This window comes from Treponema sp. (assembly GCF_045657965.1).
Classification (GTDB): Bacteria; Spirochaetota; Spirochaetia; order Treponematales; family Treponemataceae; genus Treponema_D.
Window position 1 is genome coordinate 1 of record NZ_JAZOUG010000074.1, and the last position, 19,221, is coordinate 19,221.

A 19,221-nucleotide genomic window follows, 5' to 3' on the forward strand; every position below is an offset into this window, starting at 1 on the left:
TGACACAATTTCTTATGAAGCAAACGGCTATACTGTAAGCGGTGTTTTCGGCATTCACTACAAGCCGGTTGAAGTTGTTGACCTTGCAGTTCAGTTCCAGTCAAAATCTTCAGTAAAATATGAAGTAAAAGATGTAAAAGGCAAACTCGCCGAAACATTCGGAATTTACGACGGCAAAACATTCCATACAGACCTTCCTGCCGCATTGAATTTGGGAGCAGGCTGGCAGGTTCTTGAACCTCTTTATTTGAGTGCAAGTTTTAACTATTACTTCAACTACTTTGCAAACCAGGATTCAATTCTCGGCGAAACAGACTACGACAACTCATGGGAAGTTGCTGTCGGTGCTGACTGGCGTATCTGCAAATGGATTTCTTATAGCCTCGGTCTTCAGTACGGAAAACAGGGAACAACCGACAATTCAAACAGCACATTTAATCCGGTTCTGGACAGTTTCTGCGTTGGAACAGGTATCGAAGTTTATCCGACAGAACTTCTCACAGTTACATTCTCAGGCCTTTTTGCAAAATACTTTGACACAGATTACTATCTGAACGGATACAAGACAGAGCTTTCAAAATCAGTTACAAACCTTTCTGTTGGTGTAACATACCACTTCCCTAACCTGTAATTTTATAGTCTTTAATTTTCTTGAAAATTATGTGCCAGCCGTTTATAATAGATGGTATGGCACATTTTAGTTTAAAAGCAAAATTACTGCTTTTGGTCGATGCACTTGTCATCATTGCCGTCCTTAGCACAGGTCTTATTGCCCGCTATGTCGCAAAATCAACCCTTACCGATTCGGTTCACTCAAATCTTGAAAATATTTCCTATCGTGTTACAAAGCAGATTGAGGACATGAACGAAGCTGAATTTCAGATGCTGCGTGCAATTGCCCGTCTTCCAAACATCCGGGGAGATTCTCTTCCTCTCGAAGAAAAATGCGCTTTTTTACGCGAATTAATCCAGATGAATCCCGATAAATACGAAAACATCGGTTATTTTGATGCAAACGGCGACACTGTTATTTCCGACGGACGCCACTTAAACTTTAAAACGGCAAATTACATGCCCGGGGCACTTTCCGGAAAGGAAATGATTACGGGTCCAAGCCTGAACAAAGACACAGGCCTTATCCTAATGTACTATGCAATTCCTGTTTACGGATATAACGGAAGAATTAACGGCGTTGTAGCTTCCATAGTAAAAGGCGACCGTCTTTCTGACATTGTTTCAGGCATCGACATCGGCAACGGAATGCATCCGGCGATTTTAAACCGCATAACGAAAAAAACTATCGGAAACGCCAACAAAGAAACCCAGACCACAGGTCAGGAAGAGCAGCAGAGTGTCGAAGACCTTGATCCGGATTCCGACCTTGCAAAAGTTTTGACCGAAGCATGCAGCGGCAATATCGGCGGCCGTTCCTTCATCGACCCGTTCTACCACATAAAGATGACTTCTGCATGGCGGCCTGTAAACGGAACAGACTGGGTTTCCCTTTGTATCGCTCCCTATGACTTTTATTTCGGCGGCTTAAAAACAATCAACCAGGCCACAATTATCGTCCTTCTCGTAATCATAATCATTGCGACTATCCTTGCCATTTTGACGGTCACGGCTCTTATCAAGCCGCTCGGAGCAGTCCGCGAAAACATCACAGAAATTGCAACTGGAAACGCTGACCTTACAAAACGAATCAAAGCAAGTTCAACAGACGAAATCGGCGATGTCGTAAACGGCTTTAACCAGTTCACAGAAAAATTGCAGACAATCGTAGCTGATGTAAAAGATTCAAAAGAAGTTCTTAAAGCAGCCGGTGATGACCTTGATGTGAGCATGCAGGATACAAGCTCGTCAATTACCGAAATTATCGCAAATATTGACAGCGTTCACAGCCAGATTAACAATCAGAGCGAAAGTGTTGCCCAGACAGCAGGTGCTGTAAACGAAATCGCTTCAAATATCGAATCCCTTGAACGCATGATTGAAAATCAGTCACAGGGAGTTTCAAATGCTTCAAGTGCAGTTGAACAGATGATTGGAAACATTGCTTCTGTAAACCAGTCTGTTGATAAAATGGCAACTTCCTTTGCTTCCCTTTCTGAACAGGCCAAAAACGGCTCAGAAAAGCAGGTTCACGTTAACGAGCGCATCGAAGAAATTGAACGGCAGTCCGAAATGCTTCAGGAAGCAAACGCCGCCATTGCTGCAATCGCAGAACAGACTAACCTTCTTGCAATGAACGCCGCTATCGAAGCAGCCCATGCAGGTGATGCGGGCAAAGGCTTTGCTGTTGTTGCAGACGAAATCCGTAAACTTTCAGAAACTTCTTCAACCCAGTCAAAAACAATCGGCGACCAGCTTTCAAGCATCCAGAACTCAATCGGCTCTGTTGTTTCGGCTTCCCAGGAATCAAGCGAAGCATTCAATATAGTTGCCGCTAAAATCCGCGAAACAGACCAGCTTGTCCGCCAGATTAAATCTGCAATGGAAGAACAGCAGGAAGGTTCAAAACAGATTACTGACTCACTCCATACAATGAACGACAGCACAATCGAAGTCCGCACTGCTTCCGAAGAAATGTCTATCGGAAACAAACAGATTCTTGATGAAGTCCGCCATTTACAGGATGCAACTCTGGTAATGAAAAACAGCATGGAAGAAATGTCTATCGGTGCCGAAAAAATCAATGACACAGGTGCTGCCTTAACAGAAATTGCCGGCAAAATGAAGCAGTCAATCAACCAGATTGGTGCTCAGATTGACCAGTTTAAGGTGTAAAACTTTAAAAATGAAAAAGATTCTGGCTGTAATTCTGGCTTTTATATGCATTACTTCGCCGTTTTTTTCATACGGAGCTTTTGACAGTGCCGTCGAAAAATCCCAGAATGAAAAATCAAAGCAGGATGAAAAGCCAAAGGAAAGCAATTCAAAAAAAGAATCTTCTTCCTCAGCTTCATCAGCAGACAGCGCAGAAGCCTCTCTTGTAGAATTTTTCTTTGAACTTTTTGCGTATGTCTGGCTGATTAATTTTTATGCACGCTATTATCCCTACCCTTATTCATACGACGACACAAAATATTTAAGCTACAAAGATTTAATGTCAGATGATTTTGAATCAGATTTACAGACTGCAACAACCCCTTTAAGATTTTACAGATTTTCATTGGACACTTCATTTGTCTGGCTCAAAGAGCTGGGAATCGGAAACGAGTCAAATTTCGACTGCATGATTTTCCCGGTAATCGGGCTTTATGCAAAAAACCTGATTCTTTTTGACCACATTCACGGCGAAGGCAATATGGGAAATATTCAGGCAGGAATTAACTTTCCGGTCTTTCAGACAAATCCGCTGAGTCTTTATTTAAAATTCGGCTGGTCAAGATGGTACAATGACATAACCCCGCTTTTACGAGATAATGCCTTTGTTTTTGGCGGTGAAGTAAAATCCTTCCCGTTTAAGCCTGTGACTCTGCGCTGGAAGTTCGACTGGCAGTTTTATGACAATGATTTATATGTTTTTGATTCAGATTTACTGGCAGGTGTAATGCTTGACCGGTATGAAATATTTGCCGGCTGGAAATATCTTGAAACTGGAACACAAAAATCTGACTCCACAGAGTGGAATGGTCTAAACTGTGGAATCAGAATACATTTTTAGGCTTTTTTTTAGAATACTACTACGACTTCGCCATCTGGATATTTTTCTGAAACAAATTTTTTGACTTTTTCGCTCTTAATGGCTTCAATCAAAGCTTTAATTTCTTCTTTGTTTTCGTTGCCAGATTTTACTGCAATTACGTTTACATAAGGAGAAGAAGAACCTTCAACAAATAAACCGTCTTTTTTTGCACTCAAACCTGCAGGAATTGCATAGTTTCCATTGATAACAGCAGCATCAACATCACCTAAAACTCGAGGAAGAGAAGCAGCTTCAATTTCCTTAAATTTCAGTTTCTTTGGGTTTTTTGCGATGTCAAGTGGAGTTGCTGTAATACCAGAGCCTTTTTTAAGTTCAATAAGCCCAGCTTCCTGCAAAAGAAGAAGTGCACGACCTTCATTTGTCGGATCATTTGGAATTGCAACAGTTGCCTTTTTCTTTAAATCGGCAAGTTTTTTGATTTTATTTGAATAAAGAGCAAAAGGCTCAACATGAATTCCTGCTGCATTTACAAGATGATAGCTCTTTTCTTTGTTGAAAGATTCAAGATAAGGAATATGCTGAAAATAGTTTGCGTCAATGTCACCTGCTTCAACAGCATCGTTTGGAGTGACATAATCTGTAAATTCAACAACCTCTAAGTTAATTCCCTTTGCAGCCAAATCTTCCTTTACAAGATTTAAAATTTCTGCATGTGGTTCAGGTGTTGCACCAACTTTAAGAGTTTTCTGTGCGAAAACTGTTGTCGCTGCCAAAGCAATTGCAACAAAAGAAATGATTTTTTTCATAATTGACTCCTTGTATTTTAAGTTTTTTTTACCTAGTAACCTAGTATGTTATTAAGTTTACAAAGAATTAATTTTTATGTCAATTACCTTTTTGAAATCATCTTATTAGTAATTTTTGTACCTGCAAACTGAATTAATGCAACCATTATGATAATCACCAAAACGCTTGCAATCATAACATCTGTACGGAAACGCTGATAGCCATACCGGATTGCTAAATCTCCCAAACCGCCGCCACCAAGAGTTCCTGCCATTGCAGAATAACTGACCAGATTTATAATCGTTAGGGTGATTCCGGAAACGACGGAAGGCAAACTTTCCGGGATAAGCACTTTATAAATAATCTGCCAGTTAGTTGAACCCATTGCACGGGCCGCCTGAACAACCCCTGGATCAACTTCGTTTAGTGCGGTTTCTGTAATTCTTGCTACAAAAGGAGCTGCCGCAATCGAAAGAGGAATTATCGTAGCAGCTGTACCGATTGCAGTTCCCAAAATAAAACGAGTGAAAGGCAAGAGAACAATCATCAGAATTACAAACGGAAAAGAACGTAAAACATCGATAATTCTGCTCAAAATCAGATTAAAGCCCGATTTTGGAGTGATTCCATATTTATTCGTTACATTTAAAAGCACTCCCAGAGGAAAGCCTATCAAAATTGCAAAAATTGTCGAGAAAAATACCATCAATAAAGTTTCAAGTGTCGAAGTTCCCACTAAAATCAGAATTTGTTCCATTATAGTTTCTCCACATTTACATGATTTTCTGAAAGCCAGTGAACGACTTTTTCAATTTCTTCGTCTTTTCCGGTAATGTCAACTTCCATATAGCCAACTTCCTCGTTTTGAAGCCGATTTAAACCCGCCGCAAGAATATTGAATGTTACATCAAATTCTTTTGACATCATGCTCAAAACCGGCTTTTCTGTTGCACCGTCTGCAAAATGCAGAACAAATCTTCCGCTGTCTTTTGACCATTTGACAACTTTATTTTGATATTCAAAATTTTTTGGCTCAGAAGAAATATTTTTAATAAAATTCCGCGTGACCTGAGTTTTTGGTTTTGTAAAAATTTCTTTAACTTTGCCAGTCTCAACCACCCGTCCATTTTCTATTACAGCAACACTTTCACAGGCATCGCGCACAACTTCCATCTGGTGTGTAATCATAACGACTGTAAGATTCATCTTTTTCTGAATTTCCTTGATAAGTTCAAGAATTTGATGAGTTGTGTTTGGGTCAAGAGCACTTGTGGCTTCGTCACAAAAAAGAATCGAAGGCTCTGTGGCAAGGGCACGGGCGATAGCAACCCGCTGTTTTTGACCACCGCTCAATGTGCTGACTGGTGCATTTTCACGGTCAGAAAGTCCGACCAGAGTAAGCATTTCTCTAACGCGCGATTTTATTTTTTCTCTTGGAGTACCCGCAATTTCAAGCGGATAAGCAATATTTTTACCCGCTGTTCTTGAAGAAAAGAGATTAAAATTCTGGAAAATCATACCGATTTTTCGTCTCTGTAAAATTAAGTCAGATTTTGAAAGATTATCAACCCGCTTATCGCCATAGTAAACATAACCACTATCAGGCGTTTCAAGCAGACTTACAAGCCTGACGAGAGAACTTTTTCCGGCACCACTTTTTCCGATTATTCCAAAGATTGTATTCTCTGGAATTAAAAGCGAAACATCATCAACTGCATGAATTTCAGAACGTTCATTTTTATTTTGCGAAATGTATGTTTTTTTAAGATTTTCAAGTTTTATCTGCATCGCTTAATAATGGTAAGAAAACTAAGAATTTTCAAGTGATTGTAAATTCAAACGTTACAAATGAAATCTTTAGTTGTATAATCAGAGTATGAAAAAAATCATTCTTTCCCTGTTTTTTATTTTCCCTTTATTTTATTCGTGTAAATCAGTCCCACTGGATTTAAAAACTTACAGTCCTGCTGCTGTTATAAGCGTTTATTCAAATCCGTCTGTACCATGGTACAATGAACGCACAAATTCAGAAACAGTAGACGACGGTATTTTAAGCGGAGCCGTTAACCGCCTTATCAACAAAACAAATCCTGAAGTTGAAACTTCGCAGGAAAGAATTAATCAGGCTGCTTCAATTCTTTATGAAAAACTGAAAGATTCCGGTCTTGAAGTTATTACCCCTCAGAATCTGGAAAATTCTTCAGTTTACAAAAATACAGGCAAGGATTTTTTTGACTACATCGGAAACACAGTACCGGCAGCAGGCTATAATGCAATAACATCTTCAAACGGCAAATTAAACCGGATGCTGTGCAAAGAAAGCGGTTCAAAAAGCGTTCTCTATGTAAATTTCAGGTTTCAGAAAATTCTGGCAAAAGACGGAGTTCGTAATAAAGGTGTTTCAGCACGACTGGTAATGACCGTTTTTGCAACCGATTCAAACGGAAAAAAGATTGTCAGCAGAGAATACAAAGCTGTTTCAGAAAATTACACGCCCTTTATAAATACTTCAAACTGGGACAAAGAAGAACTGATTTCCTTCTTCCCTGCCCTTGAAGAAAAGCTGATAACACAGTTTATAAACGATTATATCGCTTATTATTGATATATACCAACTTTTTTTGATATTTTTCTTGACAACTGTCTCTTTATGCCACATCATAAAATCAGTGAAAAAATTCCATTCAAAAAGCGAGGAGATTTTATGATGAAAAAAAAACTTGTAGTCACTTCAATTCTGGCGGCGGGGCTTTCTCTGCCTTTTTTTGCACAGACCAGCGCGTCAATAACAGCTGATTTTTCTGAAACCCAGACTCCAGTCAGTAAAAATCTTTTCGGAATTTTCTACGAAGACATAAACTATGCTGCAGACGGCGGTCTTTACGGCGAAATGGTTCAGAACCGCTCTTTTGAATTCGGTTCAGGAAACAACAGCTCTACAGAAGGCTGGAAAGACCATATCAATATTTCAGGCGAAAAATCTTCAAGCCGCTTAAAAGCTTCAAAAAAAGGCGGCTTAAACGCAAATAATCCGACCTTCGCCACATTCACTGCAAAGGCTGCCGGTGACGGATTTTACAACAAAGGCTACAAGGGAATGTATTTTGAAGCCGGTAAAACCTATCCGGGCTCGATTTGGCTTCGCTGCCCGGACGGAAGCATTTCAAGCATTACAGTTACAATCGGCGCCGACGATACCGATGCAAAAACTTCATCTGCAAAAATCACCGGAATCACAACAGAATGGAAAAAATACGAATTTTCACTCAAGGCAGCTGCAAACACTTACAACGGGCGCCTTTCTGTTTACGCTGACCAGGCCGGTAAAATTGATGTAGATTTTGTCTCACTTTTTATGGCAGACATATACAAAAACGAGCCGAATGGACTTAGAAAAGATCTGGCAGAAATGCTTGAAGCAATGCATCCTGCCTTTATCCGCTTCCCTGGCGGCTGTATCGTTCACGGTCATTTTTTGAACGACCGCTATCAGTGGAAAAATACGGTTGGTCCTGTTGAAGAACGCAAAGAAACTCCGAACTTCTGGGGAGGAAATATTCCGTATCAGCAGTCGTACGGCATAGGTTTTTATGAATATTTCAGGCTTTGCGAAGATTTAGGAGCAGAACCGATTCCTGTTTTAAGCGTCGGAATGAGCCATGACGGAGAAAAATCTCCTGTAAGTGAATACAAATGGTATGCTCAGGACGCACTCGATTTGATTGAATGGGCAACAGGTCCGGAAACAAGTAAATGGGGAAAAATCCGTGCAGAAGCCGGACACCCAGAGCCATTTAAACTCAACTATATCGGAATCGGTAACGAAGACTGCGGGACAGATTATCTTGAACGCTTCAAATTCATTTCTTCTGCAATCAAAAAGAAGTATCCGAACATAAAGACAATTATTTCATCAGGCTTTACATACAATGACATCAACTTTAACAACGCATGGAATCAGGTACGCACCTGGGAAAAAAGCAAAAAAACTGCAAACCTTACAGACCTTGTTGACGAACACTACTACAATCCGTACACATGGTTTTTAACGAACGGAAGCCGCTACGATGACCAGAAATTCTATCCGCGCGGAGAAAACAAAGCAAAAGTTTTCATCGGAGAATACGCTTCCTGGGTAGACGGCAGAAGAAACTCGCTTTTTGCAGCTCTCACAGAAGCCGCTTACATGACAGGCATTGAACGCAACGGCGATATTATCGAAATTGCAAGTTACGCCCCTCTTTTTGCACGAGACGGCTTTGTTCAGTGGCAGCCGGATGCAATCTGGTTTGATAACAGTCAGGTCTACGGCACGCCGAACTACTATGTGCAGAGCATGTTCATGAATCACAAAAGCGACTGGACAATTAAAACAACGCTCACACAGCCGGTACAGCCGTATGCCAAAAAGAAAGGCATTGAAGGTACAGTCGGAATCGGTTCATGGGCAACAACTGCTCAATTTAAAGACATAAAAGTTACAGACACAGATACAGGAAAGGTCATTTACAGTTCTTCTGGTGCAAAAGACACAAATGATTTCAGTGTTGCAACTCAGAGGGGTGAATGGGAAGCAGGCAAAGGAGTTTTCAATCAGAAATCAATGGCTACACCGGCATTTATGGCACTCGACAACGAAACTGACATAGACGGTATGCAGAATTACACGCTTGAACTTCAGGCACAGAAAACAGGCGGAGCTGAAGGATTTTTAATCAGCTTTGGCGTAAAAGGCGAAAATCTGTACTGGTGGAACATGGGCGGCTGGGGAAATACTCAGAGCTGTGTTGAAAAAGGCACACTCAGTGGCCGGAGCATAATCGGAGATTCAAAACCAATGAATCTTACAAACGGCAAATGGTACAAAATAAAAATTGAAGTCAAAGGCGAAACCTATAAATGCTGTCTTGACGGAAAACTTATACACGAATTTACCGATGTCCAGAATTTCGACCCGGTTTATGCCCATGTCGGCCGCACAGAAAACGGCAAAGTTATCATCAAGATTGTAAACGTAACAAACAGTCAGGAAGATGTAAAAATTTCACTTAAAAACGCACCTGCCCTTTCACAAACTGCAAAAGTAACGATTATTACAGGCGGAGCAGATGATGAAAACAGCTTTAGAGTTCCAAAGCAGGTCGTTCCACTAGAGGAAACTTTTAGCGGTGTTTCAAGTGATTTTACATATCCTGCAAAGCCGTTCTCACTTTCAATTCTGGAAATTGAAGGCAAGTAAGGAATAAACTCAGGGGGAATTTTTAATAATTTCCCCTGAGTTTACTTCAACTATATACAAATTGAGATTCAACGCAATAGACGCTCTTTCCAGTGCGCCGATGAATTTCCTGCGCTTGAGAGTCATTGCTTTCTATAAAAAAAACGCATCATGCAAGAACCCGTACACTTCCGCTTTGAATTCGGCATGATTTCCACGCTTCCGTCGCTCTTCGGCACGGCGTTTTTTAGAAAGTGAATATACTTTTTTCCATTTAAGAATAATATCACCGTCAATACAAAGAATTTTATCCAGATCAGAAAAAATTTCAGGCAACCGGAATTTATAAAGTGCCGCTATTTTCTGTGCAGCATTTTTCACAAGCGAATTAAGCGAAACAAGCGTTGGAAGAATATAATTTTCGTCCGTGATGTAAACGATGTGATTCATAAACTATTCCCTTTCCTTCATAAATTCCATGTATTTTTTATGAACTTCCGCCGGTTTTCCGTCCATCTGAATCTTTCCGTTTTTTATCCAGATTGAACGGCTGCAGATTTTTTCGATTTGGGTGAGTGAATGAGACACAATGACGATTGTCGTGCCTTTATTGCGGATTTCAATAAGTTTGTTAAAGCATTTTTCCTGAAAAGCGGCATCTCCCACGGCAAGAATTTCGTCGATAAAGAGAACTTCTGCTTCAACATTGATTGCAACGGCAAAGGCAAGACGCATATACATTCCCGAAGAATAAGTACGCACGGGATTATCGATGAATTCTTCCAGACCCGAAAAGTCGATAATGTCAGAAAGTTTACGGTCTATTTCCTTGCGGGTAAGTCCAAAAATCGAAGCGTTTATATAAATGTTTTCCCGTCCGCTCATGTCCGGGTGAAAGCCGGCACCAAGTTCAATCAGTGCAGAAACCCTTCCGTTTACATAGATTGAACCTGAGTTCGGATAAATAATTTTGGTGAGCAGTTTTAGCGTTGTAGATTTTCCACAGCCGTTATTCCCGATAAGACCGACAGCCTCACCTCTTCTAATTGAAAAAGAAATATCATCAAGAACTGTGCGTTCCTCATACCGGTTACGCTTCCAGAAAAGCACCTTTTCTTTGAGCATAGGAGCTTTATCAAAATAAACCTTGAATTTTTTTGTCACATGATTTACAGAAATTATTTCATCCATACGCATTTCCTATAATTCTTCCGCAAATCCTTTCTGAAGCTTAGAAAACACAAGTTCTCCAAGTAACAGAAAAACGACGCCAAACAAAACTGCGGAAAGCAAGTTTTCAAGATGAGGAATTTCTTTGTAATAAAGAATCGAACGGAACGCCTCGACAATCGGTGTCATCGGATTCATGTTAAAAAGCGTTAGATACCGGTCGGGAACATTTTTGCTTGAATACATAACAGGCGTAAGCATTTGCCAGGCAAGTGTAAAAATTCCCAGAATGTGCTGTAAATCCCGGAAGTAGACTGTAAGTGCCGAAGAAAGCAGCGAGATTCCCAGCGTGAAAATATATTCAATCAATAAAATCAGAGGAAGATAAATAAGTGCCAGAAAATTAAATCCAATGCCTGAAATAAAAAGAACGGCAAAGACAACGATAAAACAGTAAAGCATATTTACAAAAGCTGTCGTCACAAAAGAAAGCGGAAGAATCTCACGCGGAAAATAAATTTTCTTAACCATGTCAGCAGAATTCAAAATGCAAGCACACCCGCCCGTCAGCGAAGTACTGAAAAAAATCCATGGCACAAGAGCGACAAATAAAAACAGGTAGTATTTTTCGATATTCGAACGCATAATAATCGAAAAAACAAAGGTATACACGAACATCTGCAGAAGCGGATTCAAGAAAGTCCACAAAAATCCGAGGACAGAGCCTTTGTATCTGCCTCGAAGTTCCCGGTGAACAAGTGAAAAGAGCATCTGCCGGTAACGATAAAGATTTTTAAAAAGAGAAATCATGATTCAAGAAACTCCGCCATATACTGCCAGAATAAACCTGCAATTTTTTCATATTCAAAATCTGAAAGCCTGATATTTTGATTTTCTATGATTGTTTTTCGTAATTCATCATCTGTCAGAATTCTGTTCATTACAGCGGCTGTTTTTACAGAATTCTTTTCCTTCAAAATAAATCCGCTGCCACCCAGTGTTTCTGATATGGCTGAACTGTCATAGGCAACAACAGGTTTTTCGAAAAACATCGCCTCAACAAGCGGTACACAAAATCCTTCATGCTCACTCTGGCATAAAAACAAATCCGAAACTTTATAGTAAGCAAGAATTTCTTCAAAACGAACGTGCCCGGTAAAAATAACATTCTTTACTCCAAGAACTCCTGCATAATCACGCAGTCTCTGTTCATACCGTTCAAGACTTGAAGAAGAACCGACAAAAAACAGGCGTGACTTTTCATTAAAGTACCGCTGATACTCATAAAATACCTTTAAAACATCCTCGTGTTTTTTATTCGGTGCAATGCGGCCTGTAAAAATAATATTTGTGAAATTATCATTGTACTGTTTCAGAATATGCTCCGCGGGCGTTTTTTTGTAATCATCAAACGGAATTAGAATCGGAAGTATACGGATTGGGCAGGAAAAACCCATACGAAGCAAATCTTTTTTATTAAATTCTGAAGGTGTCAGCACTAAATCAAATGTGCTTTTAAGGCTTTCAACTTCTTTTAAAGCCTGTTCACAGGATTTCTGAGACTGCACATTGTAATCCTTAAAAAAATGCGGCGGTGTAATGTTATGATACATCATTATTTTAAGACAGCGTAAATGCTTTATATCTTCATTCAGCTGTGATGAACATGCAACATGCGAGATCAAAATATCATTTTCAGACAGGGATTTAAGGTCAGATATAGTGAAAATAGAATCTTCTTCTCCGGCTTTTATATTTACGCTCTCTGCATAAACAGCCGTTTCAATTCCTTTTTGTTCAATAATTTTTTTTAAGGCAAGAATGTCATTTCCAACTGCATCACCATAAGAAAGACTGGGAACTATCTGTATAATCCGCATTTTTATCCTACCTGAGATGCATCATACGCAATAATTTTTTTGCACAGCGTTTACAAAAAGGAGGCAAAAAAGGGGACTTTCCTTTTTTAATCCGGACTGATTCAAACCGATAAGCTGATTCACACATTCCATTTAAGACAATCATCTGTGTGAGTTCCTGCATAATTTCTGATGTATTTATACTTTGCATAGTTTTTATTCAAAACTACGAAATTTCGTAGTTAAACTTATAATACTCTTTAATTTCGGATTTTTCAAGTAAAACTACGAATAAAAGTAATAAAATAAAGTTATGTCTTTCTGGACGAATGTTGAACTTTTAAGAGAAGAACAAAATACCTCTTACCGCTGGCTTGCAAAAATAATGGGCGTTTCAGAAACAACTGTTTCAAGCATGAGAAAAGCAGACACTGAACCGCGTGCATCCCAGGCGGTCAAAATAGCCCTTGCACTTGGCACGACTGTTGAATTTTTAGTGGGAGAAGTTAAGATTTCTGAGGGTCAGACAGTTCAAACTGATTTATACTTAAAAAAGTACATCACTTTAAAAGAAAATTTAAAATCACTTGTCGAAAATTCATGATATTTCTTTAAGAAGTTTCTACTCTCCGCCAAGCCAATTTAAAAATTTATCGTCTTTTGCCGAATCAGAGGTTTCTGACTTTTTCTGTATTCCGAGCAGTTTTTCGACATATTTTCCTACAATATCATTTTCAAGATTTACCGTGTCACCGGCTTTTTTTAAAAGAAGCGTAGTTTCTTCTGCCGTATGAGGAATCACGCTCACCGCAAATTCACTTTCATTTACAAGCGCAACTGTAAGGCTGATTCCGTCAATTGCAATTGAACCTTTTTCAACGATGAGCCGCAAAATTTCTGAACTTGCTTTAATATGTACCCACACTGCATTTTCTTCGCGTACAAAACGGGAAATTGTACCAGTGCCGTCAATGTGCCCGCTCACAATATGACCGCCAAACCTGCCGTTTGCCGCCATTGCCCTCTCCAGATTCACGCAGCTTCCTGTTGAAAGAGAGCCGAGTGATGAACGGCGCAAAGTTTCTGCCATAACATCTGCAGTAAATGAAGAAGAAGTCATGCCTGTAACAGTAAGACACACTCCATTTACCGCAATTGAATCTCCGGTCTTTGTTCCTTCAAGCACTTTTTTTGCATTAATTTCAAGCGAACCGGACTTTCCGCCAAGTGAGATTTTTTTAATTTTTCCGGTTTCTTCGATTATTCCTGTAAACATTTTGATTTTTCCTTTTAATCCACAGATTTTTCACTTTATATACTCAATTAAAATGTCATTCTCAAATTGAGTGACTTTTTCAACTCTGAATTCAAATGCTTCTTCAACAAGATTCACGCCTTCTCCACCAACTGGAGATTTTGCCTGCCCTCCGAAGATTTTTGGCGCTGTAAAAGCATAGATTTTATTCACTATACCCGCCTTCAAAGCACTGTAATTTATTGATGAACCGCCTTCAATAAGAACGCTGTCTATTTTCATTTCGCCTAAAATTTTCATAAGCTCAAATAAATCAACCGAAGGCCTTTGGTTTTGTTCTGCTTCAGCCGATTTTTCTGAAGGAACTTCAATTACTTCCACGCCCGCATTTTCAAGTGATAGTTTTTTTTCAATAAAAGACGGCTCATTCTGTCCTTTTTCCGCACATGCAACAATCGTTTTAATTTCTTTTGCGCTCTGTACGATTTTACTGGTCAAAGGGATTTGCAAAGAACTGTCGCAGATAATCCGCACGGGATTATTTCCGATTTGACAGCCATTTTCGTTTGTAAGCCGGCAGTTCAACATTGGATCATCTGTTTTGACAGTTCCGATTCCCGTAAGAATTCCTGCATAACGGTTACGAAGCACATGAACAAATTCACGCGATTTTTTATTTGAAATCCATTTTGACTCGCCGGTTTTTGTGGCGATTTTTCCGTCAAGCGTCATCGCGTATTTTAAAGCAACGAAAGGCATTTTAGTCGTTATGTACTGAAAAAAAATCGGATTAAGTTCATCACACTCAGAACGCAAAAAATCTTCATCAACCTGAATTCCGTTTTCACGAAGATATGCATTTCCTTTTCCATGAACAAGCGGATTCGGATCACGGCTTCCAACTACTACGCGCGAAATTCCGGCTTCAACAAGAGCATGTGTGCACGGCGGCTGCTTACCAAAATGACAGCAGGGTTCAAGTGTTACATAAATTACAGCTCCTTCAGGATTCTTTCCATTCTCGTAACAATTTTTCAACGCTTCCCGCTCGGCGTGCAGTTCTCCAAAAGCATGATGAAAACCTTCACCGATAATGCGCCCGTCCTTAACAATAACCGCTCCGACCAGGGGATTAGGGTTGGTTTTTCCTTCGCCACCACGTGCCAGTTCAATCGCACGCCGCATGAAATTTTCTGAAAGTGTTTCCATCATATATATTTTATCTTATCTGATTTTAAATTGTAATACATAATTTAAAAATATTTGTTAGTTATAGGTAACAATTTGCAATTACTTCGTCTTTAAGTTATAATATATATGATTACAAAGATTAATATCTTTTTTTTAAGGAGTTTTATATGAAAAATTATTTTGATTTAACCGGTCAGGTTGCAGTAGTTACAGGCTGCTCTACAGGTCTTGGCGTTCAGATGGCAAAGGCACTGGCAAATCAGGGAGCAAAAATCGTAGCAATTGCCCGCCGTAAAGATAAAATCGACGAAGTTGCAAAAGAAATTGCAGACACATACAAAGTTGAAACTCTTGCCGTTCAGTGTGATATCACTGACACAGACAAAGTTAATGCTGCAGTTGACCAGATTTTTGCTAAATTCGGAAGAATCGACATTCTCATCAACAATGCCGGCACTGGTGCTGTAGCTCCTGCAGAAGACATTACAGACGATCAGTTCAACGGTGAACTTAATGTTGATTTAGGCGGCACTTTCAAAATGTCACGTGCAGTTGCAAAAAAGGCCATGATTAACGCAAAATACGGCAGAATCATTAACATTGCTTCAATGTATGGTTTAGTCGGAAACAAAGTAGCACCATGTTCACCATATCATGCTGCAAAAGGCGGTGTCGTTAACCTTACACGAGGACTGGCTGCTGAATGGGGCAAATACAATATCAATGTAAACGCAATCTGCCCGGGATATTTCTACAGCCCGCTCACAAAAGAAACTCTGGACTCTGACTTCTTCCAGCAGAATGCACAGACTATGATTCCGCTTTCCCGATACGGAAACGAAGGTGAACTTGATACAGCTGCAATTTTCCTTGCAAGCCCTGCTTCAAGCTATGTTACAGGCGTTGCACTTCCAGTCGACGGCGGCTACACAAGCATGTAACAACATAAAAGCTGCCCATTCAGGCAGCTTAGTGCAAATTAGCCGTGCTGTTCTATGCACGGCGAAAACTCAAAATGAATGATATTGCCGCCCGTTTAGGTTTTTCCAATCCAAATTATTTTTCTAATGTTTTCAAAAAAGTCACGGGATTACGCCCGACTGAATTTATTGAAAAACAGAATTAAGATTTGAAAGCGATAAAATTACAGGTTTACCTGAAGAATCTGTTACAAGAATTCCTTCCTGATAAATGTTAACTGGACTTGAAGCTTTTACAGGAACGCTGCTTTTGTTTTTAAGGTTAAGATTTTTATCATAGGAAGCAAGATAGTTTTTTCCGTCTTCATTAAGAATTACATAGTATAAATCCTTAAAAAACACAAGCGGGCCTGATTCTGAAAGAGTTTCTTCGCTTTGTTTTGTTATTTCAAGTGATTCTAAATCAATCAGACAGAGCTTTACTGTTGATTTTTTGTCATTTACTCCGCACATGGCAATAAATCCGCCGTCTGTCTGGTAAATATTTTTATCTCGTATCTGCTTTAAATCAGATTTTTTATAGACAGAACCATCGCTGAAATTTACTGTCATTAAAGTGTAAAGTTTTTCTTTTTCATCTGCAACAAAAAGGCTTGTAATGTATTTTTCATTTTTTAAGGACTCTTTTTTAATTTCTTCTTTATCTTTTGCAATCTGCTCGCGCTCAGACTTTGCTTCATCACCTTTTTTGTCGGCAATTTTCTGCTGCTCGCTGGCTGTTTTCGCATTTTCTTTCGCAGACTCTTTATCGCCTTCCTTTTTCGCCTGAGCAGCTTCTTTCTGAGCAGTCTTGGCATTTTCACTTGCATTTGAAGCTTCTTTTTCTTTTATGTCAGCCATGCTTTCACGGACTTCAATATTTTTATCTTCTTCAGAACGGAGCGCTTCAATTACATTTTCATCACTTATTACAGAAGTCTCTACAGAAGCAGTCCCCTGCCCTATTACACCAAGCGGAATTACAATCTGGGTTTTGCCTGCCCAATCCTGCCAGTTCGTGCTTAAGCCCACAGAATCTTCTGTAAGATATGTAAGAACTGCATTTTTATATTTTCCGGAAAAATTAGAAAGACTTCCATGGTAAACAGCATTATAGACAGTAATAAAAACAGAAAGAGTCTGGGAATCTTCCTGACTGTAGCCGTAAGCCGCCATTAAAAAACCTGTGATTATGCGGCGCAGGTTATTAATATGATCAACACCGGCATTTTCATTTAAGAAAAGAATATCTGCATCAAGTGCATTTTCTTCAGATGAACCGACAACATGATATACAGAATATTTTGCATAAGGCTGGACGGCAATCGGATTCTCAAGATTTGAAGAAACCTCTTCTCCCAGTTTCGTTCCGATTCCCAAAATAGCGTCTGCACTTTCAATTACAGCATGAGGCCCGCCATAATTTTCAAACTGAATCGAATCCTGCTGATTTTCTTCAAGCTCAGTTTTATTAACTTCAATTGCAAAAACGCCAAAAGAAAGTAACAAAAATCCAACGCTTATCAATAATTTTTTCATTTTTAATTCCTACTTTAGTAATTCCTTTGCGCTCGACAAAAAGCCGGCCATATTCTGAATGTCCGACGGAATTATGATTTTTGTAGCCGCTCCTTCACTCACTTTTGCAAAAGTCTCAAGGCTTTTTAATTTAATTACGCTTTCATCAGCTCCTGCATCGCGAATCATCTGAATACCGCGTGCCGTTGCCTGCTGCACTTCCAGAATCGCCTCTGCTTCGCCCTTCGCTTTCTGCACGGCGGCTTCTTTTTGAGCTTCAGCTTCAAGAATGGTAGCCTGCTTTTTGCCCTCAGCTTCCAGAATTGCACTCTGCTTATGACCTTCAGCAATCAGAATCTGCTCGCGCCTCTCACGCTCGGCCCGCATCTGCTTTTCCATCGCTTCCTGAATCGCCTTTGGCGGATCAATATTTTTGACTTCAACACGCGTGACTTTGATTCCCCATGGGTCAGTCGCCTCATCAAGAATGCTGCGCATCTTTGTGTTGATTACATCTCGGCTTGTGAGCGTTTCGTCAAGCTCCAGCTCGCCGATAATGTTTCGGATAGTAGTAGAAGTAAGGTTTTCAAGCGCAAAATTCGGATTCTCAACGCCGTAAGTGTAAAGTTTTGGATCAGTCACCTGACAATAAACAACTGTATCAATCTGAATGGTAACATTATCCTTTGTGATTACAGGCTGAGGCGGAAAATCCATGACTTTTTCCTTTAATGACATGGTATTCGCAATGCGATCGATAAAAGGAAGTTTTACATGGAACCCAACCTGCCAGGTTGTCTGATAAGCACCAAAGCGTTCAATAACGCACGCCCTCGACTGAGGAACCACGCGCACATTTGCCACAATAATCAGAAAGAAAACAAATAAAATTACAACAACAACTGGAATCATCATATTTTTTTCTCCTTTACGACCAGAGTATTTCCTTCAACGCGAACAACTTCGCAGACAGCCCCTTTTGGAATCTCAGAATTTTCTTCTGGCATTGCATTCCACAGCACCCCATTTGACGATTTTACTTCACCTTTTTCAAACTGGGTTATTTTTTTCAGAACTAATACTTCCTGACCATCAAGGGAATTCACATTTGTAGTAACACGGCCAAGCTTTAATTTTTTTACAGCAAATGGACGCGTAAAAATCATAAGGATAATTGTCACAAGAAAAAAAATTAAGAATTGCCAGCGAAGTGGAATCGGCGTACGCGATAAAAAAATCATTATAAGAGCTGAAAAAGCCGCCCATACAGTTGTAAGCGAAAAAGTAACAGCCTCGATAACAAGCGAAGCCACCATTACACAAAGCCAAAACCAGGGCAAATGCAATAAAATGAAATTTAAAAAATCATTCATATTGCAATTATAAACCGATTTTTTTATTTAAGAAAGAAAAATTTAAACACGCTCAAAAATTTCAGGTGAGTAGACATAGTCAACTCCCATTTCATTAATCACAAAGAGAGAACCTTTTTGTGGTCCTTCTACAATTTCTCCTACACAAAGATAAACTTTATTTTTTTCAAAGAAATCGCAGTCTTCACCAATATAGCGGATTTTATACAATGTTTTTTCAGTTTTGTTTTCCATAGCATTTAC

General features: G+C 39.6%; 21 protein-coding genes. 8 read left to right on the forward strand and 13 right to left on the reverse strand.

What is annotated here, in order from left to right:
* The 3 genes from ACKI5B_RS02640 to ACKI5B_RS02650 all read left to right on the forward strand — a co-directional run.
* On the forward strand, nucleotides 1-631 hold a 631-nt coding region (locus ACKI5B_RS02640), incomplete at its 5' end, for an OmpP1/FadL family transporter (protein ID WP_407425553.1).
* 56 nt (nucleotides 632-687) lie between these two features.
* Nucleotides 688-2,787 (forward strand): methyl-accepting chemotaxis protein, encoded by a 2,100-nt coding sequence (locus ACKI5B_RS02645; protein ID WP_407425555.1) that lies wholly within the window; start codon nucleotides 688-690, stop codon nucleotides 2,785-2,787.
* A 10-nt stretch (nucleotides 2,788-2,797) separates the two neighbouring features.
* On the forward strand, nucleotides 2,798-3,667 hold the full coding sequence (locus ACKI5B_RS02650) for a hypothetical protein (protein WP_407425557.1): 870 nt from the start codon (nucleotides 2,798-2,800) through the stop codon (nucleotides 3,665-3,667).
* Between the two features lie 8 nt (nucleotides 3,668-3,675).
* Here the strand turns inward: ACKI5B_RS02650 and ACKI5B_RS02655 are convergent, their stop codons facing one another.
* The 3 genes from ACKI5B_RS02655 to ACKI5B_RS02665 all read right to left on the reverse strand — a co-directional run bounded on the left by ACKI5B_RS02655 (nucleotide 3,676) and on the right by ACKI5B_RS02665 (nucleotide 6,223).
* Nucleotides 3,676-4,455 carry a MetQ/NlpA family ABC transporter substrate-binding protein gene (locus ACKI5B_RS02655; RefSeq protein WP_407425559.1) on the reverse strand — a complete coding sequence of 260 codons (780 nt, stop codon included), beginning with the start codon at nucleotides 4,453-4,455 and terminating at the stop codon, nucleotides 3,676-3,678.
* A gap of 83 nt (nucleotides 4,456-4,538) precedes the next feature.
* Entirely contained in the window at nucleotides 4,539-5,192 is a 654-nt protein-coding gene (locus ACKI5B_RS02660) for a methionine ABC transporter permease (protein ID WP_407425562.1), read from the reverse strand.
* On the reverse strand, nucleotides 5,192-6,223 hold the full coding sequence (locus tag ACKI5B_RS02665; RefSeq protein ID WP_407425564.1) for a methionine ABC transporter ATP-binding protein: 1,032 nt from the start codon (nucleotides 6,221-6,223) through the stop codon (nucleotides 5,192-5,194). The genes ACKI5B_RS02660 and ACKI5B_RS02665 overlap by 1 nt, the downstream gene beginning before the upstream one ends.
* Nucleotides 6,224-6,311: 88 nt before the next feature.
* On the opposite strand from ACKI5B_RS02665, the gene ACKI5B_RS02670 reads away from it, so the two are divergent.
* Together ACKI5B_RS02670 and ACKI5B_RS02675 are read left to right on the forward strand one after the other, a co-directional pair.
* Entirely contained in the window at nucleotides 6,312-7,040 is a 729-nt protein-coding gene (locus ACKI5B_RS02670; RefSeq protein ID WP_407425566.1) for a hypothetical protein, read from the forward strand.
* Between the two features lie 99 nt (nucleotides 7,041-7,139).
* Entirely contained in the window at nucleotides 7,140-9,674 is a 2,535-nt protein-coding gene (locus ACKI5B_RS02675) for an alpha-L-arabinofuranosidase C-terminal domain-containing protein (protein ID WP_407425568.1), read from the forward strand.
* Nucleotides 9,675-9,806: 132 nt separating this feature from the next.
* Here ACKI5B_RS02675 and ACKI5B_RS02680 read toward each other — a convergent pair whose 3' ends face one another.
* Genes ACKI5B_RS02680 through ACKI5B_RS02695 form a run of 4 tightly spaced genes read right to left on the reverse strand, consistent with a single transcriptional unit; the run spans nucleotide 9,807 to nucleotide 12,703 of the window.
* A complete protein-coding gene (locus ACKI5B_RS02680) occupies nucleotides 9,807-10,103 on the reverse strand; it encodes a hypothetical protein (protein WP_407425570.1) in 297 nt (98 codons plus the stop codon).
* Nucleotides 10,104-10,106: 3 nt separating this feature from the next.
* On the reverse strand, nucleotides 10,107-10,844 hold the full coding sequence (locus tag ACKI5B_RS02685) for an ABC transporter ATP-binding protein (protein ID WP_407425572.1): 738 nt from the start codon (nucleotides 10,842-10,844) through the stop codon (nucleotides 10,107-10,109).
* Between the two features lie 9 nt (nucleotides 10,845-10,853).
* Nucleotides 10,854-11,633 (reverse strand): ABC transporter permease, encoded by a 780-nt coding sequence (locus ACKI5B_RS02690; RefSeq protein WP_407425574.1) that lies wholly within the window; start codon nucleotides 11,631-11,633, stop codon nucleotides 10,854-10,856.
* Nucleotides 11,630-12,703, reverse strand: coding sequence for a glycosyltransferase family 4 protein (locus ACKI5B_RS02695; RefSeq protein WP_407425576.1), 1,074 nt, complete (start codon nucleotides 12,701-12,703; stop codon nucleotides 11,630-11,632). The genes ACKI5B_RS02690 and ACKI5B_RS02695 overlap by 4 nt, the downstream gene beginning before the upstream one ends.
* A gap of 292 nt (nucleotides 12,704-12,995) precedes the next feature.
* Here ACKI5B_RS02695 and ACKI5B_RS02700 point away from each other — a divergent pair, with 292 nt between their 5' ends.
* Nucleotides 12,996-13,286 (forward strand): helix-turn-helix transcriptional regulator, encoded by a 291-nt coding sequence (locus tag ACKI5B_RS02700; RefSeq protein WP_407425578.1) that lies wholly within the window; start codon nucleotides 12,996-12,998, stop codon nucleotides 13,284-13,286.
* Between the two features lie 18 nt (nucleotides 13,287-13,304).
* Here ACKI5B_RS02700 and ribE read toward each other — a convergent pair whose 3' ends face one another.
* Both ribE and ribD read right to left on the reverse strand, forming a co-directional pair.
* Nucleotides 13,305-13,958, reverse strand: a complete 654-nt coding sequence (gene ribE / locus ACKI5B_RS02705) for a riboflavin synthase (RefSeq protein ID WP_407425580.1) — start codon at nucleotides 13,956-13,958, stop codon at nucleotides 13,305-13,307.
* 30 nt (nucleotides 13,959-13,988) lie between these two features.
* Complete coding sequence (gene ribD / locus ACKI5B_RS02710) at nucleotides 13,989-15,146, reverse strand: bifunctional diaminohydroxyphosphoribosylaminopyrimidine deaminase/5-amino-6-(5-phosphoribosylamino)uracil reductase RibD (protein WP_486401662.1); 1,158 nt, start codon at nucleotides 15,144-15,146, stop codon at nucleotides 13,989-13,991.
* A gap of 149 nt (nucleotides 15,147-15,295) precedes the next feature.
* Here ribD and ACKI5B_RS02715 point away from each other — a divergent pair, with 149 nt between their 5' ends.
* Together ACKI5B_RS02715 and ACKI5B_RS02720 are read left to right on the forward strand one after the other, a co-directional pair.
* Complete coding sequence (locus tag ACKI5B_RS02715; RefSeq protein WP_407425584.1) at nucleotides 15,296-16,069, forward strand: SDR family oxidoreductase; 774 nt, start codon at nucleotides 15,296-15,298, stop codon at nucleotides 16,067-16,069.
* A gap of 74 nt (nucleotides 16,070-16,143) precedes the next feature.
* Complete coding sequence (locus ACKI5B_RS02720) at nucleotides 16,144-16,254, forward strand: helix-turn-helix domain-containing protein (protein WP_407425586.1); 111 nt, start codon at nucleotides 16,144-16,146, stop codon at nucleotides 16,252-16,254.
* Here ACKI5B_RS02720 and ACKI5B_RS02725 read toward each other — a convergent pair.
* From ACKI5B_RS02725 to ACKI5B_RS02740, 4 genes are all read right to left on the reverse strand, one after another.
* Entirely contained in the window at nucleotides 16,235-17,626 is a 1,392-nt protein-coding gene (locus ACKI5B_RS02725; protein ID WP_407425588.1) for a P83/100 family protein, read from the reverse strand. The genes ACKI5B_RS02720 and ACKI5B_RS02725 overlap by 20 nt on opposite strands.
* 9 nt (nucleotides 17,627-17,635) lie before the next feature.
* Nucleotides 17,636-18,520: an SPFH domain-containing protein gene (locus ACKI5B_RS02730; protein ID WP_486401663.1), complete on the reverse strand. Its 885-nt coding sequence runs from the start codon at nucleotides 18,518-18,520 to the stop codon at nucleotides 17,636-17,638.
* A complete protein-coding gene (locus ACKI5B_RS02735) occupies nucleotides 18,517-18,978 on the reverse strand; it encodes an NfeD family protein (RefSeq protein WP_407425590.1) in 462 nt (153 codons plus the stop codon). The genes ACKI5B_RS02730 and ACKI5B_RS02735 overlap by 4 nt, the downstream gene beginning before the upstream one ends.
* A gap of 42 nt (nucleotides 18,979-19,020) precedes the next feature.
* The coding region (locus tag ACKI5B_RS02740) for a hypothetical protein (RefSeq protein ID WP_407425592.1) at nucleotides 19,021-19,221 on the reverse strand (201 nt) is incomplete at its 5' end.